This is a genomic window from Nocardia sp. 149-1B, from assembly GCF_057747975.1.
The window spans coordinates 3,114,660-3,129,929 of record NZ_CM173233.1; the positions used below are offsets into that span (position 1 = coordinate 3,114,660).

Consider the following 15,270-nt stretch of genomic DNA (forward strand, 5'->3'; position numbering starts at 1 on the left):
CTTCACTCACTCCCGGCTTGTGCGTCGGCCAGCGCGTTGACGCCGCCGACGATCTCGCTGATTTCCTGGGTAATACCGGCCTGGCGGGCCTGGTTGGCGATCCGTGTGTACTTCTTGATCAGCTCGTCGGCGTTGTCGGTCGCCGACTTCATGGCCTTCTGACGGGCGGCGAGCTCCGAGGCCGCCGCCTGCAGGAAGGCGAAGAAGATCCGGCTCTGGACGTACTGCGGCAGCAGGTTGTCCAGCACGGCCTCGGCCGACGGCTCGAACTCGTAGAGCGGCAGCACGTCGTCGCTTGCCGGTCGCTCCTCCCCCTCCACGACCTCCAGCGGCAGCAGGCGCACCGCGGCGGGCTCTTGCAGCAACATCGAGCGGAAGCGCGTGTAGACCACGTGCACCTCGTCGACCCCCCGGCTGTCGGACCCAGCGTCACCGTCCTCGTCGAGGAACGCGTCGATCAGCGTGGTGCCGACCTCGAGCGCCGCTTCGTACGACGGCTGGTCGGAGAAGCCGGTCCAGGACCGGACCACCGGGCGGCCACGGAAGCGGTAGTAGGCCTCCCCCTTGCGACCGCACAGGTAGATGTCGATCTCCTTGCCCTCGCCGCGCAGCTTCTCAGCGAGCCGCTCGGCCTCCTTGAGCACGCTCGAGGAGTAGGCACCGGCCAGACCACGGTCGCTGGTGACGATCAGCACCGCGGCCCGCTTCGCGTTCTCGGGCTCGCGGGTCAGCGGGTGGTCGACGTTGGAGTACGTCGCCACCGCGGACACCGCACGGGTGAGCTCGCGGGCGTAGGGCGCGGCCGACTGGGCCCGCTGCTGCGCCTTGATGATGCGGGACGCGGCGATGAGCTCCATGGCGCGGGTGATCTTCTTCATCGACTCCGTCGACTTGATCCGCGCGCGGTACTCGCGCACCGAAAGAGCCATCGTCAGCTCCGCTTCTGCTTGACGATCTGCTCCTGCTCGACGTCCGCGTCAGCGAGCGGCTCGGCCTCGGGCTCGTGGCCGACCTTGATCGAGCTGCCCTCCGAGGTCTCGAACTGGTCGAGGAAGGAGGTGTACGCGTCCTCGAGCGACGACGCGGTGTCGTCCTCGAACTTCTGCGTCTCCCGGATCGCCGCGAGGATCCCGTCGTGCGAGCGGCGCAGGAAGTCGAGGAACTCACGCTCGAAGCGCAGCACGTCCTCGGTCGGCACCCGGTCCAGCTTGCCGCTGGTGCCGAGCCACAGGGAGACGGTCATCTCCTCCAGCGGGTACGGCGAGTACGCGGGCTGCTTGAGCAGCGCCATCAGGCGCTGACCGCGGTCGAGCTGCTGGCGCGAGGCCGCGTCGAGGTCGGAGGCGAACATCGCGAACGCCTCCATCGCGCGGAACTGCGCCAGGTCGACCTTCAGCGAGCCGGTCACGGCCTTCATCGCCTTGGTCATCGCCGAGCCACCCACGCGCGACACCGACACACCGACGTCGATCGCCGGGCGCTGGTTGGCCGCGAACAGGTCGGACTGCAGGAAGATCTGGCCGTCGGTGATCGAGATGACGTTGGTCGGGATGTACGCCGACACGTCGTTGGCCTTGGTCTCGATGATCGGCAGGCCGGTCATCGAGCCCGCGCCCAGGTCGTCGGAGAGCTTCGCGCAGCGCTCGAGCAGCCGGCTGTGCAGGTAGAAGACGTCACCCGGGTAGGCCTCGCGGCCCGGCGGGCGGCGCAGCAGCAGCGACACGGCGCGGTAGGCCTCGGCCTGCTTGGTGAGGTCGTCGAACACGATCAGCACGTGCTTGCCGTCGTACATCCACTGCTGACCGATGGCCGAGCCGGTGTACGGGGCAAGGTACTTGAAGCCCGCGCTGTCCGAGGCGGGCGAGGCCACGATCGTGGTGTACTCGAGCGCGCCGGCCTCCTCGAGGGCGCCGCGCACCGAGGCGATCGTCGAGCCCTTCTGACCGATGGCGACGTAGATGCAGCGCACCTGCTTCGTCGGGTCGCCGGACTCCCAGTTCTGCTTCTGGTTGATGATCGTGTCGATCGCGATCGTGGTCTTGCCGGTCGCGCGGTCGCCGATGATCAGCTGGCGCTGACCACGACCGATCGGGGTCAGGGAATCGATGGCCTTGATGCCGGTCGCCATCGGCTCGTGCACCGACTTGCGCTGCATCACGGTCGGGGCCTGCAGCTCCAGCGCGCGCCGGGCCTCGGCCTCGATGTCGCCGAGACCGTCGATCGGCTTGCCGAGGGGGTCGACCACGCGGCCGAGGAAGTTGTCGCCCACCGGGACCGAGAGGATCTCGCCGGTGCGCCGGACGGTCTGCCCCTCCTCGACGCCCGCGAAGTCACCGAGGATGACGACACCGATCTCGCGGGTGTCGAGGTTGAGCGCGAGGCCCATGGTGCCGTCCTCGAACTCCAGGAGCTCGTTGGCCATCGCGGACGGCAGGCCGCTCACGCGGGCGATGCCGTCACCGGCGGAGGCGACCGTGCCGACCTCCTCCTTGCTGGCGGCGTCGGGCTGGTACTCGGAGACGAACCGCTGCAACGCGTCGCGGATCTCGTCGGGCCGGATCGAAAGCTCCGTCATTTGTCTGTCCCTATCTCCTGGGCTCTCGTGGTGTGGTCTGGGTGCTGACCGGCCTCAGCCGGCCAGTCTCCGTCGTGCGTCGTCCAGGCGGGACACGACGGTGCCGTCGATGACGTCGTCGCCGATCTCGACCCGCATGCCTCCCAGGAGCGCCGGGTCGACCTCGATGTTGAGGTGGACCGGGCGGCCGTACTGGGTGCTCAGTGCCTGTTCGAGGCGGGTGCGCTCCGCCTCGGTGAGCTCACGGGCGACGCGCACCAGCGCAACCCCTTCGCCCTGGGTCGCCGCGGCGACCTTCTGGTACTCCGTGATCGCCACGTGGAAGGAGCGGTGCGAGCCGGCAAGCGCCTGCTCGACCAGCACGACCGTGGCGGGCAGCGCTCGGCCCTCCAACAGCCGACGCAGGAGCGTGCGCTTGTCGTCGACCGAGCGGACCGGGTCGGAGAGCGCGATCCGGAGATCGGCCTCCTCCTCCACCACCTGGGCGACGATGAACAGCTCGTCCGAGAGCCGCGTGGACTCCCGGCGCCCGGCGGACCGCACGACCGCGACCACACCGAGGTGCTCGAGGGCGTCCGCGAGGTCACGGGCCGCGACCCACCGCAGGCCGACCGCCTGCGCGACCAGCTCGACGGCGGCGGACCCGAGCTTGCCGTCGAGCAGTCCGCGCACGAGGCGCGCCTTGGCGTCGGCGGGCGTCGAGACGTCGGTGACGGCCCGGCGCAGCGACGGCTCGGACCGCAGCAGCGCGGCGGCCCGGAAGAGGTCGGCGCCCAGGGCGCCGAACTCCTCGAGGGTGTAGCGGTCGCCGTCGACCTGCTCACCGAGGACCTGGAGGGCCTCGGCGGACGAGCCGCGCAGCGAGCTGAGCTGCTGGACCATCAGCTCGCCCCGCCACCCGCGGCCTGGGAGGCCTCGATGGTCTCGAGGTCAGCGAGGAAGCGCTCGACCACCCGGGAGGAGCGGTCGTCGTCCTCGAGGCTCTCCCCGACGATGCGACCGGCCAGGCTGGTGGCCAGGGTGCCGACCTCGGCCCGCAGCGAGGTGACCGCCTGCTGGCGCTCGGCCTCGATCTGCGTCTTGCCGTGCTCGACGATCCGCGCGGCATCGGCCTGGGCCTGCTCGCGCATCTCGGCGATGATCTGCGCGCCCTGCTCGCGAGCCTCCTCGCGGATCCGGGCCGCCTCGTGCCGCGCCTCGGAGAGCTGCTGCTCGAGGTCGGCGAGCTTGGCGTCGGCCTCGGCCTGCTTGGTCTCGGCCGCGGCCAGGCCGCCCTCGATGGCCTGGGTGCGCTCGGTGTAGATCTGCTCGAACCTCGGCGTCACGAACTTCCGGACGGCGAAGAGCAGCAGGCCGAACACCACGAGCGAGAGGGCGATCTCGACCACGTGAGGGAGCAGGGGGTTGATGTCCTCTTCCCCTGCGGCGCGCACCACGAGTGGCGCGATGAGTGCTTGCATGGCGGGTCCTTCCGGTCCTACGTCGGTCGCGGTCGGACCGTCAGAGGACGAACGCGAGGGCGATGCCGATGATGGCGAGCGCCTCGGCGAGCGCGAAGCCGAGGATCGCGATCGACTGCAGCCGACTCTGGGCCTCGGGCTGGCGGGCGACACCGCTGATGTACGCGGCGAAGATCAGGCCGATACCCACACCGGGGCCGATCGCGGCGAGGCCGTAGCCGATCATGTTGGCGGAGCCATCAACAGCCATAGGGATCACGGCTAGTTTCCTTTCGGGTTACTTGCTACTTCGGGTGGAGTGGAGATCTGGGGTGGAGCGGGTGGAGATCAGTGCTCGTCCGCGAGAGCGCCGGAGATGTACATGGCGTTCAGGAGGACGAAGACATAGGCCTGCAGGAACTGGATCAGGATCTCCAGGAACGCGACCGCGATGAACAGCACCCAGGCGAGGATGCCGACGGGGGCGTACTGGATCGCCATCTCGGTGATGATGTACTCACCGCCGAGGGCGAACAGGATCAGCAGCAGGTGCCCCGCGAACATGTTGGCGAACAGACGCAGGGCCAGCGTGACCGGCCGCACCAGGATGTTCGACATGAACTCGAGCGGGATCAGCAGCACGAGCATCGGGCCGCGGATGCCGGCCGGGACGCACTGGAGCTTGAGGTAGCCGAGCACGCCGTGGCGGCGCATGCCGGCGATGTTGTAGATCAGCCAGCTCATGATCGCCAGGCCGTAGACCATGCCCGAGCGCGAGAACGTCGGGAACTCGATGAACGGGATCGAGGCGAACAGGTTGTTGAGCAGGATGAAGAAGAACAGCGTGAAGAGGTACGGCACGTACGTCGCATAGTCGCGCGAGCCGATGATGTCGCGGCCCAGCGAGTTGCGCACGAAGCCGTAGGCCTCCTCGCCGACGAACTGCAGCCGGCTCGGGACCATCGACTGCTTGCGGGCGGCGGCGTAGAAGAAGACGAAGACCAGGATGCCCGCGAGGACGATCTGGAGCATCGGCTTCGTGACGCCGAGCACGAAGGACTGCCCGAACATCTGGAACGTGTCGTGACCGCCGCCGATGGCGGGCAGGTCGAAGTCGTGGGGGCCGGGCGGCGTGAAGCCGTCGCCGGAGGTGCGCACCACGGAGGTTGCGATCAACACCGGTTCTCCTCTACGTGTCGTGCTGGTGTGGCTGCGCGCGGTTGAACCGGGCGAAGGTCAGGTAGATGCCGAGTCCCGCTCCGAAGAGGATGCCCACTGCGACCAGGAACTCCGTGCCGAGCCAGCGGTCGGCCAACCACCCCAGGAAGCCGTACAGCGCGACCCCGGACACGACGTACCCGAAGGCGTGCCAGGGGTCCCCCGACGGTTGTTCCTGAGCCCCAGGCGGCGGATCCTGTCGACTCATTGCGCCCCGGACGATAGCAGTCGTGAGCGGTCATCGCTCACCCGCCTGGGCAGGCGTGGGACCGGGGGCGGTCGCACGGAGCTCGTAGACCGGGATCCGCTGGTGCGTGGCGAGGACGATCTGGAGCACGAGCCAGCCGGCCGTGCCCGCGATCACCGCGCCGGCGAGCCAGTCCCGGTCGAGGGTCTCGTCGAGCAACCCGGAGCCCGAGATGGCGGCGAACGCCAGGCCCATCGCGAGGACCTGGAGGGTGTAGGTGAGCAGCGCCACCAGCAGGGCGGCGGCCGGCATCAGGCGCGCGACCTCGTTGACCGCGAAGGATCCTCCGGCGAACACGAGCACCACCAGGGCGGTGCCGACGAGGGCACCGGACGCGGCGGCGGAGCCACCAGCGAGAGCCCCGGCCGCGACGAGCGCGAGGCCCGCCACCAGCGAACCGGCAGCCGCGCCCAGGAGCACACGGGACCCCGGGTTGCGGGTGAGCTGGTTCGTCTCGGTCGTCATGGTGGCGGCCGTCCTGGGAGGCGAATTTCGGGGCCGTCGCGACTGGGTCGGCGACGCTTGTGAAAGTTAACACAAAGTCCCGGGCTGCCGAAAACGGAACGATCCAAAGCCCGTTCCAGCCTCAGCCGGCGCCCTCCACGGGCTCGACCCCGGTCGTCGTGACCCGCTCCGGACGGTGCAGCTTGGGCAGCACGAACGTCGCGCCCAGGGTGAGCACCGCCATCGCGGACACCGAGATCCACATCCACGGGTCGTCGCTGTAGAGGCTCATGAAGACCGTGCCGAACGCCACCAGTGCCGCCCACATCCACATGATCACCACGGCCCGGCGGTGGGAGTGCCCGATCTCGAGCAGCCGGTGGTGCAGGTGCTGCTTGTCCGGCGCGAAGGGCGATCGGCCCGCGCGAGTACGGCGTACGACCGCCATCACCAGGTCGAGCATCGGCACGATCAGCAGCGAGACCGGCAGCAGCAGCGGCAGCAGGGTCGGCACGAAGCTCGCCCGCGAGCCGGCGGCGCCCGCGCTGATCTGTTCGGGGTCGAACTGGCCGGTCAGCGTGACGGCGCTAGCGGAGAGCACGAGCCCGAGGAGCATCGACCCGCTGTCGCCCATGAACAGCCGCGCCGGGTGGAAGTTGTGCGGCAGGAAGCCGGCACACGCGCCGGCGAGCGAGGCACTGAGCAGCGCCCCGGTCGTCGCCAGCGTCACGTTGTTGATGTTCGAGAGCTGGTAGCAGTAGACGAAGAACGCCGAGGCGCCCACGCCGACCACACCAGCGGCGAGGCCGTCGAGCCCGTCGACGAAGTTCACCGCGTTGACCGTCGCGACCACGATGAAGCCCGTGAGCAGGGCGCCCTGCGACTGGTCGATCGCCACCTGCACCCCGTCGCCGCCGGGGAAGAAGATGTACTGGATGCCGAAGGCGATCAGGAACCCGGCCGCGAGCACCTGTCCCCCGAGCTTGGTGAGCGCGTCGAGCTCGAACAGGTCGTCGAGGACCCCGACGGCGCAGATCAGGGCGCCGGCGATCAGCACGATGCCGGCGTCGTGGAAGACGAAGGCCCCGCTCTTGGAGAGGAACGGCAACTGGCGGGCGACGAGGTACGCCGCGACCAGGCCGCCGAGCATCGCCAGCCCGCCGAGGTAGGGGATCGGGACGGCGTGCACGTCGCGGTCGCGGACCTTGGCGACGGCACCCGTGCGCAGAGCGATCTCGCGGGCGATGACCGTGAGCAGGTACGTCGTCGCCGCGGCGACGAGGAAGACGAGGAGGTACTCCCGCACGGGCCCCCGCCCTCAGCCCTCGTCGGTGATCGTGGCGCCGAGCGGCTCGAGGACCTCGTTGAGCTGCGCCAGCGACAGCGCTCCGCGCCTCAGCACCCGGCCCTGGGGACCGGTCGCGTCGATGATCGTGGAGGCCTCGCCGCCGGGCGCCGCTCCGGCGTCGACGATCACGGCGACGTCCTCGCCGAGCATCTCCGCCGCCTGGTCGGCATCGGTCGCGGCCGGCATGCCGGTCTTGTTGGCCGAGCTGACCGCCAGCGGCCCGGTGCGCTCGAGGATCTCGCGCGCGACCTCGTGGTCGGGCATCCGCACCGCCACCGTGCCGCGGGTGTCGCCGAGGTCCCACTGCAGCGAGGACTGCTGGTGGCACACCAGCGTCAGCGGGCCCGGCCAGAACGCCTCGACCAGCGCGCGGGCGTAGCCCGGCACCCGGACCGCGAGAGCGTCGAGTGTCGTCGCGGCGCTGATCAGCACCGGCGGCGGCATCTCGCGGCCCCGGCCCTTCGCCGCGAGCAGGCCACGGACCGCGGCGGGGTCGAACGCGTCGGCGCCCACGCCGTACACGGTGTCGGTGGGCAGCACGATCAGCTCGCCGCGCTGCACGGCCAGGCTGGCCGCCTCGACTGCTGCCTCGCGCTCCTCGTCGGTGCCGGTGGGGTAGCGCTCGCTCACTGCTGGGACCTCACACCCGTCATCGTGCCAGTCGCGCGGTCGTGAAGCGTGCGCGGCCCGCCAGGTCGGCGTGATCGCGTACGTCGCTCCAGCAGCCGGACGCCGCGAACACCGCCGGCGCCGACTCGCCCTGCACGTCGGCGTGCTCGAAGCCCACCACTCCCCCGGGCCGCAACAGCTCGGCGGCGCGGCGCTCGAGGACCCGGATGGCGTCGAGGCCGTCGGCGCCGGAGAACAGCGCCAGGTGCGGGTCGTGGTCGCGCGCCTCGGGCGCCACGGACTCCCAGGCCTCCAGCGGGATGTACGGCGGGTTGCACGTCACGACGTCGACGATTCCGGCCAGGTCGTCGAAGGCGGTCGCCATGTCACCCAGGCGCAGGTCGACGGTGGTGCTCGCCAGGTTGCGCACGGCCCAGCGGTGGGCGCCCTCGTCGAGCTCGACAGCGTGCACGCGCGCGCCGGGGACCTCGTCGGCGATCGCCTTCGCGACCGCGCCGGAGCCGGTGCAGAGGTCGACCACCACCGGCTCGGCCAGCGCCGCCGCCTGCTCCACCGCCCAGCCGGCGAGCAGCTCGGTCTCGGGGCGCGGGACGAACACGCCCGGCCCGACCGCGAGCTCGACGTGGCGGAACCCGACCGTGCCCGTGAGGTGCTGCAGCGGCTCGCGGGCCGCGCGGCGGTCCACGAGGGCGTCGTACTCCTCCACGGCGGAGGCGGCGATGTCCTCGACGGTGACCAGCCCGGCGCGCGTGGTGCCCAGGACGTGGGCCAGCAACGCCGCGGCGTCGTGCTCGGGGCTGGGCACGCCGGCCTCCCGCAGCCGGTGCGTGGCGGCGATCAGGACCGCGCGACGCTGGCTCACTGGTCGAGCGCCTCGAGGCGGGCGGCGAGGTCGGCGTCGATGCAGGAGTTCAGCACCGGCTGGAGGTCGCCGTCGAGCACCTGGTCGAGGTTGTAGGACTTGTAGCCGGTGCGGTGGTCGGAGATCCGGTTCTCGGGGTAGTTGTAGGTCCGGATCCGCTCCGAGCGGTCGACGGTGCGGACCTGGCTGCGCCGGGCCTCCCCCGCCTCGGCGTCGGCCTTCTCCTGCGCGGCGGCGAGGAGCCGGGCGCGCAGGATCCGCATCGCCTGCTCACGGTTCTGCAGCTGGCTCTTCTCGTTCTGGCAGCTGACGACGATGCCGGTGGGCACGTGGGTGATGCGGACCGCGGAGTCCGTGGTGTTGACGCTCTGGCCGCCCGGTCCGCTGCTGCGGAAGACGTCGATGCGCAGGTCGTTGTCGTCGATCTGCACGTCGACCTGCTCGTCGGCCTCGGGCAGCACCAGCACCCCAGCGGCACTCGTGTGCACCCGGCCCTGCGACTCGGTGACCGGTACCCGCTGCACGCGGTGCACGCCGCCCTCGAACTTCAGCTGCGCGTACGGCGCCTCGCCGGGTTCGGGGCTGCCCTTCGCCTTCACGGCGACCGTGACGGACTTGTAGCCACCGAGGTCGGACTCGGCGGCGTCGAGGATCTCGACCTTCCAGCCGCGGGCCTCGGCATAGCGGGTGTACATCCGGAGCAGGTCGCCGGCGAACAGCGCGGACTCCTCGCCGCCCTCGCCGGACTTCACCTCGAGGATCGCGTCCTTGTCGTCGGTCGGGTCGCGGGGCACCAGCAGTCGCCGCAGCCGCTCCTCGGCGTCGTGGCGCCGCCCCACGAGGGCCTCCGCCTCCTCGGCGAAACCAGGGTCCTCGTCCGCGAGCTCACGGGCGGCCTCGAGGTCGTCGTCGAGCCGCTGGAGGTCGCGGTAGGCACCGATGATCGACGACAGCGCGGAGTAGCGCTGGTTGAGCTGCTTGGCCAGCCGTGCGTCCGCATGCGTCTCGGGCGCACCGAGCCGCTGCTCGAGCGCGGCGTGCTCGGCGAGCATCCCTTCAACGGCCTCGAACATCTGCTTCCTTCACCTCGTGGAGCACACGGGTCACGATCGCGACCCCGGAGACGACACAAGCGCCGGTCCCCCGCGTTGAGCGGGGAGACCGGCGCCTGGCAGAAGCTACTTGGTGGCAGCAGCCTTCTTGGCGTAGCGCGCCTCGAAGCGGGCGACGCGGCCACCGGTGTCGAGGATCTTCTGCTTGCCGGTGTAGAACGGGTGGCACTGCGAGCAGACGTCGGCGTGGATCGCGCCGGAGGTCGCGGTGCTGCGGGTGGTGAACGACGCGCCACAGGTGCAGGTCACCTGGGTCTCGACGTACGCCGGGTGGATGTCCTTCTTCATGGTGTCCTCTCTTGGGCCGCCGGGTCGCCTCTCCCTACGAGAGCCGTGAACCGGAGCCAGCACACGATTGTGTCATGGGTCCCAACGTCGTGGTAATCGGCGTTGTTCCCCTGGTCTCGACACGCCGGTCACGACTTCGTGCCTCAGTCGCGCGGCGCGGTTCCTGAGGAGCCGAGGGACGAGGCGTCTCGAAGGGCGACCACCATCAGCGGATCCGCTGACGCGTCTCCGCTCAGCTTCTCCGTGGGAACGCGGGGACGATCCGCGGCAGACCGTCGACGAGGGGCTCGTCGGACACGGCCCGGAGGGTGACCGGCGCTGCCTCCTCCGCCGCGATCGCGGCCGCTTCCACCTCGGCCTCGACGATCTCGTGGGGCAGGGGCGGTGGCACGCCGTCCCCGTGGAGCCGCAGCCGGACGGCGACCGTGGTGCCCTCACCCTCGCGGGAGTCGATGACCACATCACCGGAGTGCCGGTCGACGATCGTCTGCATGATCCGCAGGCCGAGCCCGGTGCCGGCGATCTCGTTGGTGACGGCGTTGGACGCCCGGAAGAACCGCGTGCCGAGGCGGTCGATCTCCGCGGCGGGGATGCCGATGCCGTGGTCGGTGACCGCGACCTCGACCTGCCGGGCCCGGACCGTCACGGTCACCTCGACCTCACCCTCGTCGTGGCTGAACTTCACCGCGTTGGTGAGCACGTTGAGGAACGCCCGGTGCAGCATCGCCCGGTCGGCGCGGACGGGCACGACGTGGTCGGGCATCGACACCGTGACGTGGATGCCGCGCCGCGCGGCGGTGAGGCGTACGTCGGTCACGGCCTCGCGGACCAGCAGGCCCAGGTCGACGGGCTCCATCTCACTGCCACGACCCTCGGCGCGCGAGAGCGCGAGCAGGTCGTCGATGAGCGCCTTGAGGCGGTCCACGTTGCGGCGGGTCGCCTCGAGCATCCGCTCGTGGCGGGGCTCCATCTGGTCCTCGAACTCCTCGGCGACCAGCTCGAGGTAGCCGCTGATCGTGGTCAGCGGGGTGCGCAGCTCGTGGGAGACGTTGGAGACGAAGTCGTCGCGGGCGGTGTCGAGGCTGCGCAGCTCACCCTGGATCCGGCTCTCGACCGCCTGGGCCCGCACCTGGGCCTCGGCGAACTCGTTGAGCGCGGCCGCGACCGCGCGGACCTCCTTGGGCCCCTGCTCCTGAGCACGCGCCTCGTGGTCCTGCTTGGCCATCCGCTGGACGACGGTCTCGAGCGCGAGCAGCGGGGCGGAGAGCTCACGCAGCAGCCGCTGCCGGGCGCGGGAGATCACGTACCACGCCGCGGCGGCCAGCAGCACGACCGCGAGCACGGTCCCCTTGAGGCGGAACGCCGCATCCGTCCGGGCCTGCCGCACGCGGCTGCCGAAGGCCTGCGAGGTCTCCTGGTGGGCGCTGCGGACCGCGTCGAACGCCGTGTTGCCCGTGCGGACCTGGGCGGCGGCCGGACGCTCACCGCCCGGACCCTTCATCACCGGCTGTGCGTACTTCTCGATCCATGCCTGGGCGGCACGCTCCTGACGGACCACGAGCAGCTCGAGCTCGTCGTCGCCGGCGGCGTACCGGCGGACCTTCTGCTCGTCAGCCGGGAACCGCACCAGTGCCTGGGCGAACCGGTCGGACGCCGCCTGCTGGCCCGACGCCGTCCAGGACTCGACGGCCGCGGACATGTCGGTGAGGTCCTGGTAGATGTCCTGGTTGGCGGCGGCCGCCGGTTGCAGGTCGTCGGTGAGGCGGTTGACGGCCGTCGTCGAGAGCAGCACCCCGGTCACCGCGATCACGGCCATCAGCGCCGCCATCGCGGCGAGCCGCACGACGATCGGCTGGACCAGCCGCGCGACCGGACGCCCTGAGCTCATGCACGTACTCGCTTCGCTCCGTGCGCGCATGAGGCACCCGAGGCCCTGTCTTGGATGATTCGCTCGCTGCGCTCGCTCATGCACGTACTCGCTTCGCTCCGTGCGCGCATGAGGCACCCGAGGCCCTGTCTTGGATGATTCGCTCGCTGCGCTCGCTCATGCACGTACTCGCAACGCTTCGTCCGCGCACGAGGCACGAGACGCACAGCCTTGGATGACTCGCACCCTCATGGCTCGACCACACCCCACACGTGCCCCACGGACGCACGCGCCCGGAAGTGCCCCACGCACCCCAGTCCGGAGGATATCGCCGAGCGGGGTCACCGCGGGCGGGATTGGCCCGAGCGGGTTCAGACCGTGCGGGTGAGGAGCGCCTGCACCCGCGAGGCGAGCTCACGGGGGCTGAACGGCTTGGTGATGTAGTCGTCCGCACCGGAGTCGAAGCCGGTCTCGACGTCCGACTCCTGAGCCCGCGCGGTCAGCAGGATCACGGGCAGGTCGGCCAGCGCGGGGTCGGCGCGGATCGCCCGGATCGCGTCCAGCCCGGAGACGCCGGGCATCATCACGTCGAGGACCGCGAGGTCGGGGCGCTGGGCCTGACAGGCCTCGATGGCCGCCGCCCCGTCGGAGACGGCCACGACGTCGTGACCCAGCGTCGAGAGCTTGAACTCGACGAGCTCGCGGATGTCGACGTCGTCGTCAGCGACCAGGATCCGAGCCACTCAGGTCCCCTTCCTTGGCAGGTGCGTGTGCAGCCTATCGGGCGTCGCGCTCGGTGCGAGCGTAGACGGTGTTGCAGCGGTTTCCGGCGAGTTCTAGTCCTCGCGGACGCCGGACGCGGTCGGCGTCGTCTTCTGGACCTGCATCAGGAACTCGATGTTGGTCTGCGACTTCTTCAGCCGCTCCAGCAGCAGCTCGAGAGCCTGCTGGCCGTCCAGGCTGGAGAGCACCCGGCGCAGCTTCCACACGATCGCGAGCTCCTCCTTGCCCATGAGGAGCTCCTCGCGACGGGTGCCGGACTGGACCGCGTCGATCGCCGGGAAGAGTCGCTTGTCGGCGAAGTCGCGGCGCAGCCGGATCTCCATGTTGCCGGTGCCCTTGAACTCCTCGAAGATCACCTCGTCCATCTTCGAGCCGCTCTCGATCAGCGCGGTCGCCAGGATCGTCAGCGACCCGCCGTTCTCGATGTTGCGGGCGGCACCGAAGAACTTCTTCGGCGGGTAGAGCGCAGCGGAGTCGACCCCACCGGACAGGATCCGGCCGCTCGCGGGTGCCGCGAGGTTGTAGGCGCGGCCCAGGCGGGTGATGCCGTCGAGGAGGACGACGACATCGTGGCCGAGCTCGACGAGCCGCTTGGCGCGCTCGATCGCGAGCTCGGCGACCATCGTGTGGTCACCGGCGGGCCGGTCGAACGTCGAGGAGATGACCTCTCCCTTGACCGAGCGCTCGAAGTCGGTGACCTCCTCGGGCCGCTCGTCGACCAGCACGACCATCAGGTGGCACTCGGGGTTGTTGGTGGTGATGGAGTTGGCGATGGACTGCATGATCATGGTCTTGCCGGCCTTGGCCGGGGACACGATCAGACCGCGCTGGCCCTTGCCGATCGGCGCCGCGATGTCGATGACGCGCCCGATGAGGTTCGCCGGGTCGGTCTCGAGCCGCAGCCGCTCGGTCGGGTAGAGCGGGGTCAGCTTTGCGAACTCCACCCGGCCCTTGGCGATCTCGGGGTCGGCGCCGTTGACGCTGTCGATGCGGACCATCGGGTTGAACTTCTCCTTGCGCTCGCCCTCGCGGGGCTGGCGCACCTGTCCCACGAGCGCGTCACCGCGCCGCAGGCCGAACTTGCGCACCATCGACAGGGAGACGTAGACGTCGTCGGCGCCGGGCAGGTAGCCACTGGTCCGCACGAACGCGTAGTTGTCGAGCACGTCGAGGATGCCGGCGGCCGGCACCAGCACGTCGTCCTCGAGGATCGTGGTGTCGGGCTCGTTGCGCTGGCCGGTCGCTGCCGGGCGCCCGGTCCGCTCCCGGTCGCGGCCCCGGCGGCGCCGGTTGCGGCGACTGCCCTCGCCCTGCTCGCCGTCCTGCTGGTCCTGCTCGTTCTGGTCCTGCCGGTTCTGGTCCTGCCGGTTCTGGTCCTGCCGGTTCTGGTCCTGCCGGCTCTGGTCCTGCCGGTTCTGGTCCCGTCGGCTCTGGTCGGAACCGTCCTGGTCCTGCCGGCCTTGACCCTGCTTGTCCTGGCCCTGCCGGTTCTGGTTGTTCTGGCCCTGCTTGTCCTGGCCCTGCTTGTCCTGGCCCTGCTTGTCCTGGCCCTGCTTGCCCTGGTCCTGCTTGCCCTGGCCCTGCTTGCCCTGCTCCTGCTTGCCCTGGTCCTGCTTCGCCTGGCCCTGGCGGCCCTGGCGCCCCTGCTCCTGCTGGGACCGGTCCTGCTTGTCCTGGCCGCGTCTGTCCTGGCCCTGCTGGTCCTGGCCCTGCTTGTCCTGCTGGTCCTGGCCCTGCTGGTCCTGGTCCTGCTTGCGCTGGCGGGAGCGCTCCGGCTGGCTCCGTTCCGGGCGGGACTGCTCCTGCTGGGCGTCCTGGCCGACGGGCAGCTCCTGCTGAGCAGACTCCGTTGCCCGCGCCTGGGCCGCCCGCTCCTGCCCGCGGTCCCGGCTGCGCTCCCGCTGCCGGCCCTCCGGGCGGTCCTGCTCGGGCTGCCGCTCCTGCTCGGGCTGGCGGTCCTGGCGCGCGGTCCGTTCCTGGCCGGCCGTCTGCTCCGGCTGCGCGGTGCGGCCGCCGCCCTGCCGGGCCTTGATCGCCTCGACGAGCTGGGCCTTCTTCATCGAGCCCGCACCCGGGATGCCCAGGCCGCCGGCCATCGACTTGAGGTCGGCCAACAGCATCGAGCTGAGCCCACCACCACGCTTCTTCGCCGACGCCGGGGCCTGTCCGGTCGCGTCCTCCGATGAGCCCGATGCGCCCGACGAGGAGGTGCTGGAGTCGATGGTCTCGGTCACGTGAGGTCCTTCGCACGTATCAGTGCCGACCGGTCCGGTGGCCGGTGGCGTCTGGTCATTGCTTCCCCGTTCCGACCGAGCTCACCGCGGGAGGCGCATCCGAACGGGCATGCACAGCCGGGGTCGGCAGGCGGGAGGAAGAGGTGCACGGTGCCGATGCGCCGTCAGGGGAATCGGCGGGTGCTACGCCGAAGAGCTCCGGCGCCCGGTCAACATACCACCG

At 70.6% G+C, this 15,270-nt stretch carries 16 protein-coding genes; all 16 read right to left on the reverse strand.

Going from position 1 to position 15,270, the window contains the following annotated elements; all coding sequences use genetic code 11:
• Positions 1-2: 2 nt before the first annotated feature.
• The 16 genes from AC3ANS_RS14885 to rho all read right to left on the reverse strand — a co-directional run bounded on the left by AC3ANS_RS14885 (position 3) and on the right by rho (position 15,047).
• Entirely contained in the window at positions 3-929 is a 927-nt protein-coding gene (locus tag AC3ANS_RS14885) for a F0F1 ATP synthase subunit gamma (protein WP_488292363.1), read from the reverse strand.
• Positions 930-931: 2 nt separating this feature from the next.
• Complete coding sequence (gene atpA, locus AC3ANS_RS14890; protein ID WP_488292364.1) at positions 932-2,575, reverse strand: F0F1 ATP synthase subunit alpha; 1,644 nt, start codon at positions 2,573-2,575, stop codon at positions 932-934.
• Positions 2,576-2,629: 54 nt separating this feature from the next.
• Entirely contained in the window at positions 2,630-3,457 is an 828-nt protein-coding gene (locus AC3ANS_RS14895; protein ID WP_488292365.1) for a F0F1 ATP synthase subunit delta, read from the reverse strand.
• Positions 3,457-4,035: a F0F1 ATP synthase subunit B gene (locus AC3ANS_RS14900; protein ID WP_488292366.1), complete on the reverse strand. Its 579-nt coding sequence runs from the start codon at positions 4,033-4,035 to the stop codon at positions 3,457-3,459. Before AC3ANS_RS14900 ends, AC3ANS_RS14895 begins: the two co-directional genes overlap by 1 nt.
• 40 nt (positions 4,036-4,075) lie before the next feature.
• Positions 4,076-4,285: an ATP synthase F0 subunit C gene (gene atpE / locus AC3ANS_RS14905; RefSeq protein WP_488296505.1), complete on the reverse strand. Its 210-nt coding sequence runs from the start codon at positions 4,283-4,285 to the stop codon at positions 4,076-4,078.
• Positions 4,286-4,362: 77 nt separating this feature from the next.
• Positions 4,363-5,193, reverse strand: coding sequence for a F0F1 ATP synthase subunit A (gene atpB / locus AC3ANS_RS14910; protein WP_488292367.1), 831 nt, complete (start codon positions 5,191-5,193; stop codon positions 4,363-4,365).
• 10 nt (positions 5,194-5,203) lie between these two features.
• Entirely contained in the window at positions 5,204-5,440 is a 237-nt protein-coding gene (locus AC3ANS_RS14915) for an AtpZ/AtpI family protein (RefSeq protein ID WP_488292368.1), read from the reverse strand.
• 30 nt (positions 5,441-5,470) lie between these two features.
• Positions 5,471-5,944 carry a hypothetical protein gene (locus AC3ANS_RS14920; protein ID WP_488292369.1) on the reverse strand — a complete coding sequence of 158 codons (474 nt, stop codon included), beginning with the start codon at positions 5,942-5,944 and terminating at the stop codon, positions 5,471-5,473.
• A gap of 121 nt (positions 5,945-6,065) precedes the next feature.
• On the reverse strand, positions 6,066-7,229 hold the full coding sequence (locus AC3ANS_RS14925; protein ID WP_488292370.1) for a glycosyltransferase family 4 protein: 1,164 nt from the start codon (positions 7,227-7,229) through the stop codon (positions 6,066-6,068).
• Between the two features lie 12 nt (positions 7,230-7,241).
• A complete protein-coding gene (locus AC3ANS_RS14930) occupies positions 7,242-7,901 on the reverse strand; it encodes an L-threonylcarbamoyladenylate synthase (RefSeq protein WP_488292371.1) in 660 nt (219 codons plus the stop codon).
• 19 nt (positions 7,902-7,920) lie between these two features.
• Positions 7,921-8,763 carry a peptide chain release factor N(5)-glutamine methyltransferase gene (gene prmC, locus AC3ANS_RS14935; RefSeq protein WP_488292372.1) on the reverse strand — a complete coding sequence of 281 codons (843 nt, stop codon included), beginning with the start codon at positions 8,761-8,763 and terminating at the stop codon, positions 7,921-7,923.
• On the reverse strand, positions 8,760-9,836 hold the full coding sequence (gene prfA, locus AC3ANS_RS14940; RefSeq protein WP_488292373.1) for a peptide chain release factor 1: 1,077 nt from the start codon (positions 9,834-9,836) through the stop codon (positions 8,760-8,762). The genes prmC and prfA overlap by 4 nt, the downstream gene beginning before the upstream one ends.
• A 105-nt stretch (positions 9,837-9,941) precedes the next feature.
• Positions 9,942-10,163: a 50S ribosomal protein L31 gene (gene rpmE, locus AC3ANS_RS14945; protein WP_488292374.1), complete on the reverse strand. Its 222-nt coding sequence runs from the start codon at positions 10,161-10,163 to the stop codon at positions 9,942-9,944.
• Positions 10,164-10,395: 232 nt separating this feature from the next.
• A complete protein-coding gene (locus AC3ANS_RS14950) occupies positions 10,396-12,051 on the reverse strand; it encodes a sensor histidine kinase (protein ID WP_488292375.1) in 1,656 nt (551 codons plus the stop codon).
• Positions 12,052-12,401: 350 nt separating this feature from the next.
• Positions 12,402-12,773, reverse strand: a complete 372-nt coding sequence (locus tag AC3ANS_RS14955; RefSeq protein WP_488292376.1) for a response regulator transcription factor — start codon at positions 12,771-12,773, stop codon at positions 12,402-12,404.
• A gap of 93 nt (positions 12,774-12,866) precedes the next feature.
• Complete coding sequence (gene rho / locus AC3ANS_RS14960) at positions 12,867-15,047, reverse strand: transcription termination factor Rho (protein ID WP_488292377.1); 2,181 nt, start codon at positions 15,045-15,047, stop codon at positions 12,867-12,869.
• Positions 15,048-15,270 lie beyond the last annotated feature (223 nt).

Bases quoted from the DNA above. Each gene is read 5' to 3' on its own strand.
- AC3ANS_RS14885 (WP_488292363.1), bottom strand. From the start codon at position 929: ATGGCTCTTTCGGTGCGCGAGTACCGCGCGCGGATCAAGTCGACGGAG.
- atpA (WP_488292364.1), bottom strand. From the start codon at position 2,575: ATGACGGAGCTTTCGATCCGGCCCGACGAGATCCGCGACGCGTTGCAG.
- AC3ANS_RS14895 (WP_488292365.1), bottom strand. From the start codon at position 3,457: ATGGTCCAGCAGCTCAGCTCGCTGCGCGGCTCGTCCGCCGAGGCCCTC.
- AC3ANS_RS14900 (WP_488292366.1), bottom strand. From the start codon at position 4,035: ATGCAAGCACTCATCGCGCCACTCGTGGTGCGCGCCGCAGGGGAAGAG.
- atpE (WP_488296505.1), bottom strand. From the start codon at position 4,285: ATGGCTGTTGATGGCTCCGCCAACATGATCGGCTACGGCCTCGCCGCG.
- AC3ANS_RS14915 (WP_488292368.1), bottom strand. From the start codon at position 5,440: ATGAGTCGACAGGATCCGCCGCCTGGGGCTCAGGAACAACCGTCGGGG.
- AC3ANS_RS14920 (WP_488292369.1), bottom strand. From the start codon at position 5,944: ATGACGACCGAGACGAACCAGCTCACCCGCAACCCGGGGTCCCGTGTG.
- prfA (WP_488292373.1), bottom strand. From the start codon at position 9,836: ATGTTCGAGGCCGTTGAAGGGATGCTCGCCGAGCACGCCGCGCTCGAG.
- rpmE (WP_488292374.1), bottom strand. From the start codon at position 10,163: ATGAAGAAGGACATCCACCCGGCGTACGTCGAGACCCAGGTGACCTGC.
- AC3ANS_RS14950 (WP_488292375.1), bottom strand. From the start codon at position 12,051: ATGAGCTCAGGGCGTCCGGTCGCGCGGCTGGTCCAGCCGATCGTCGTG.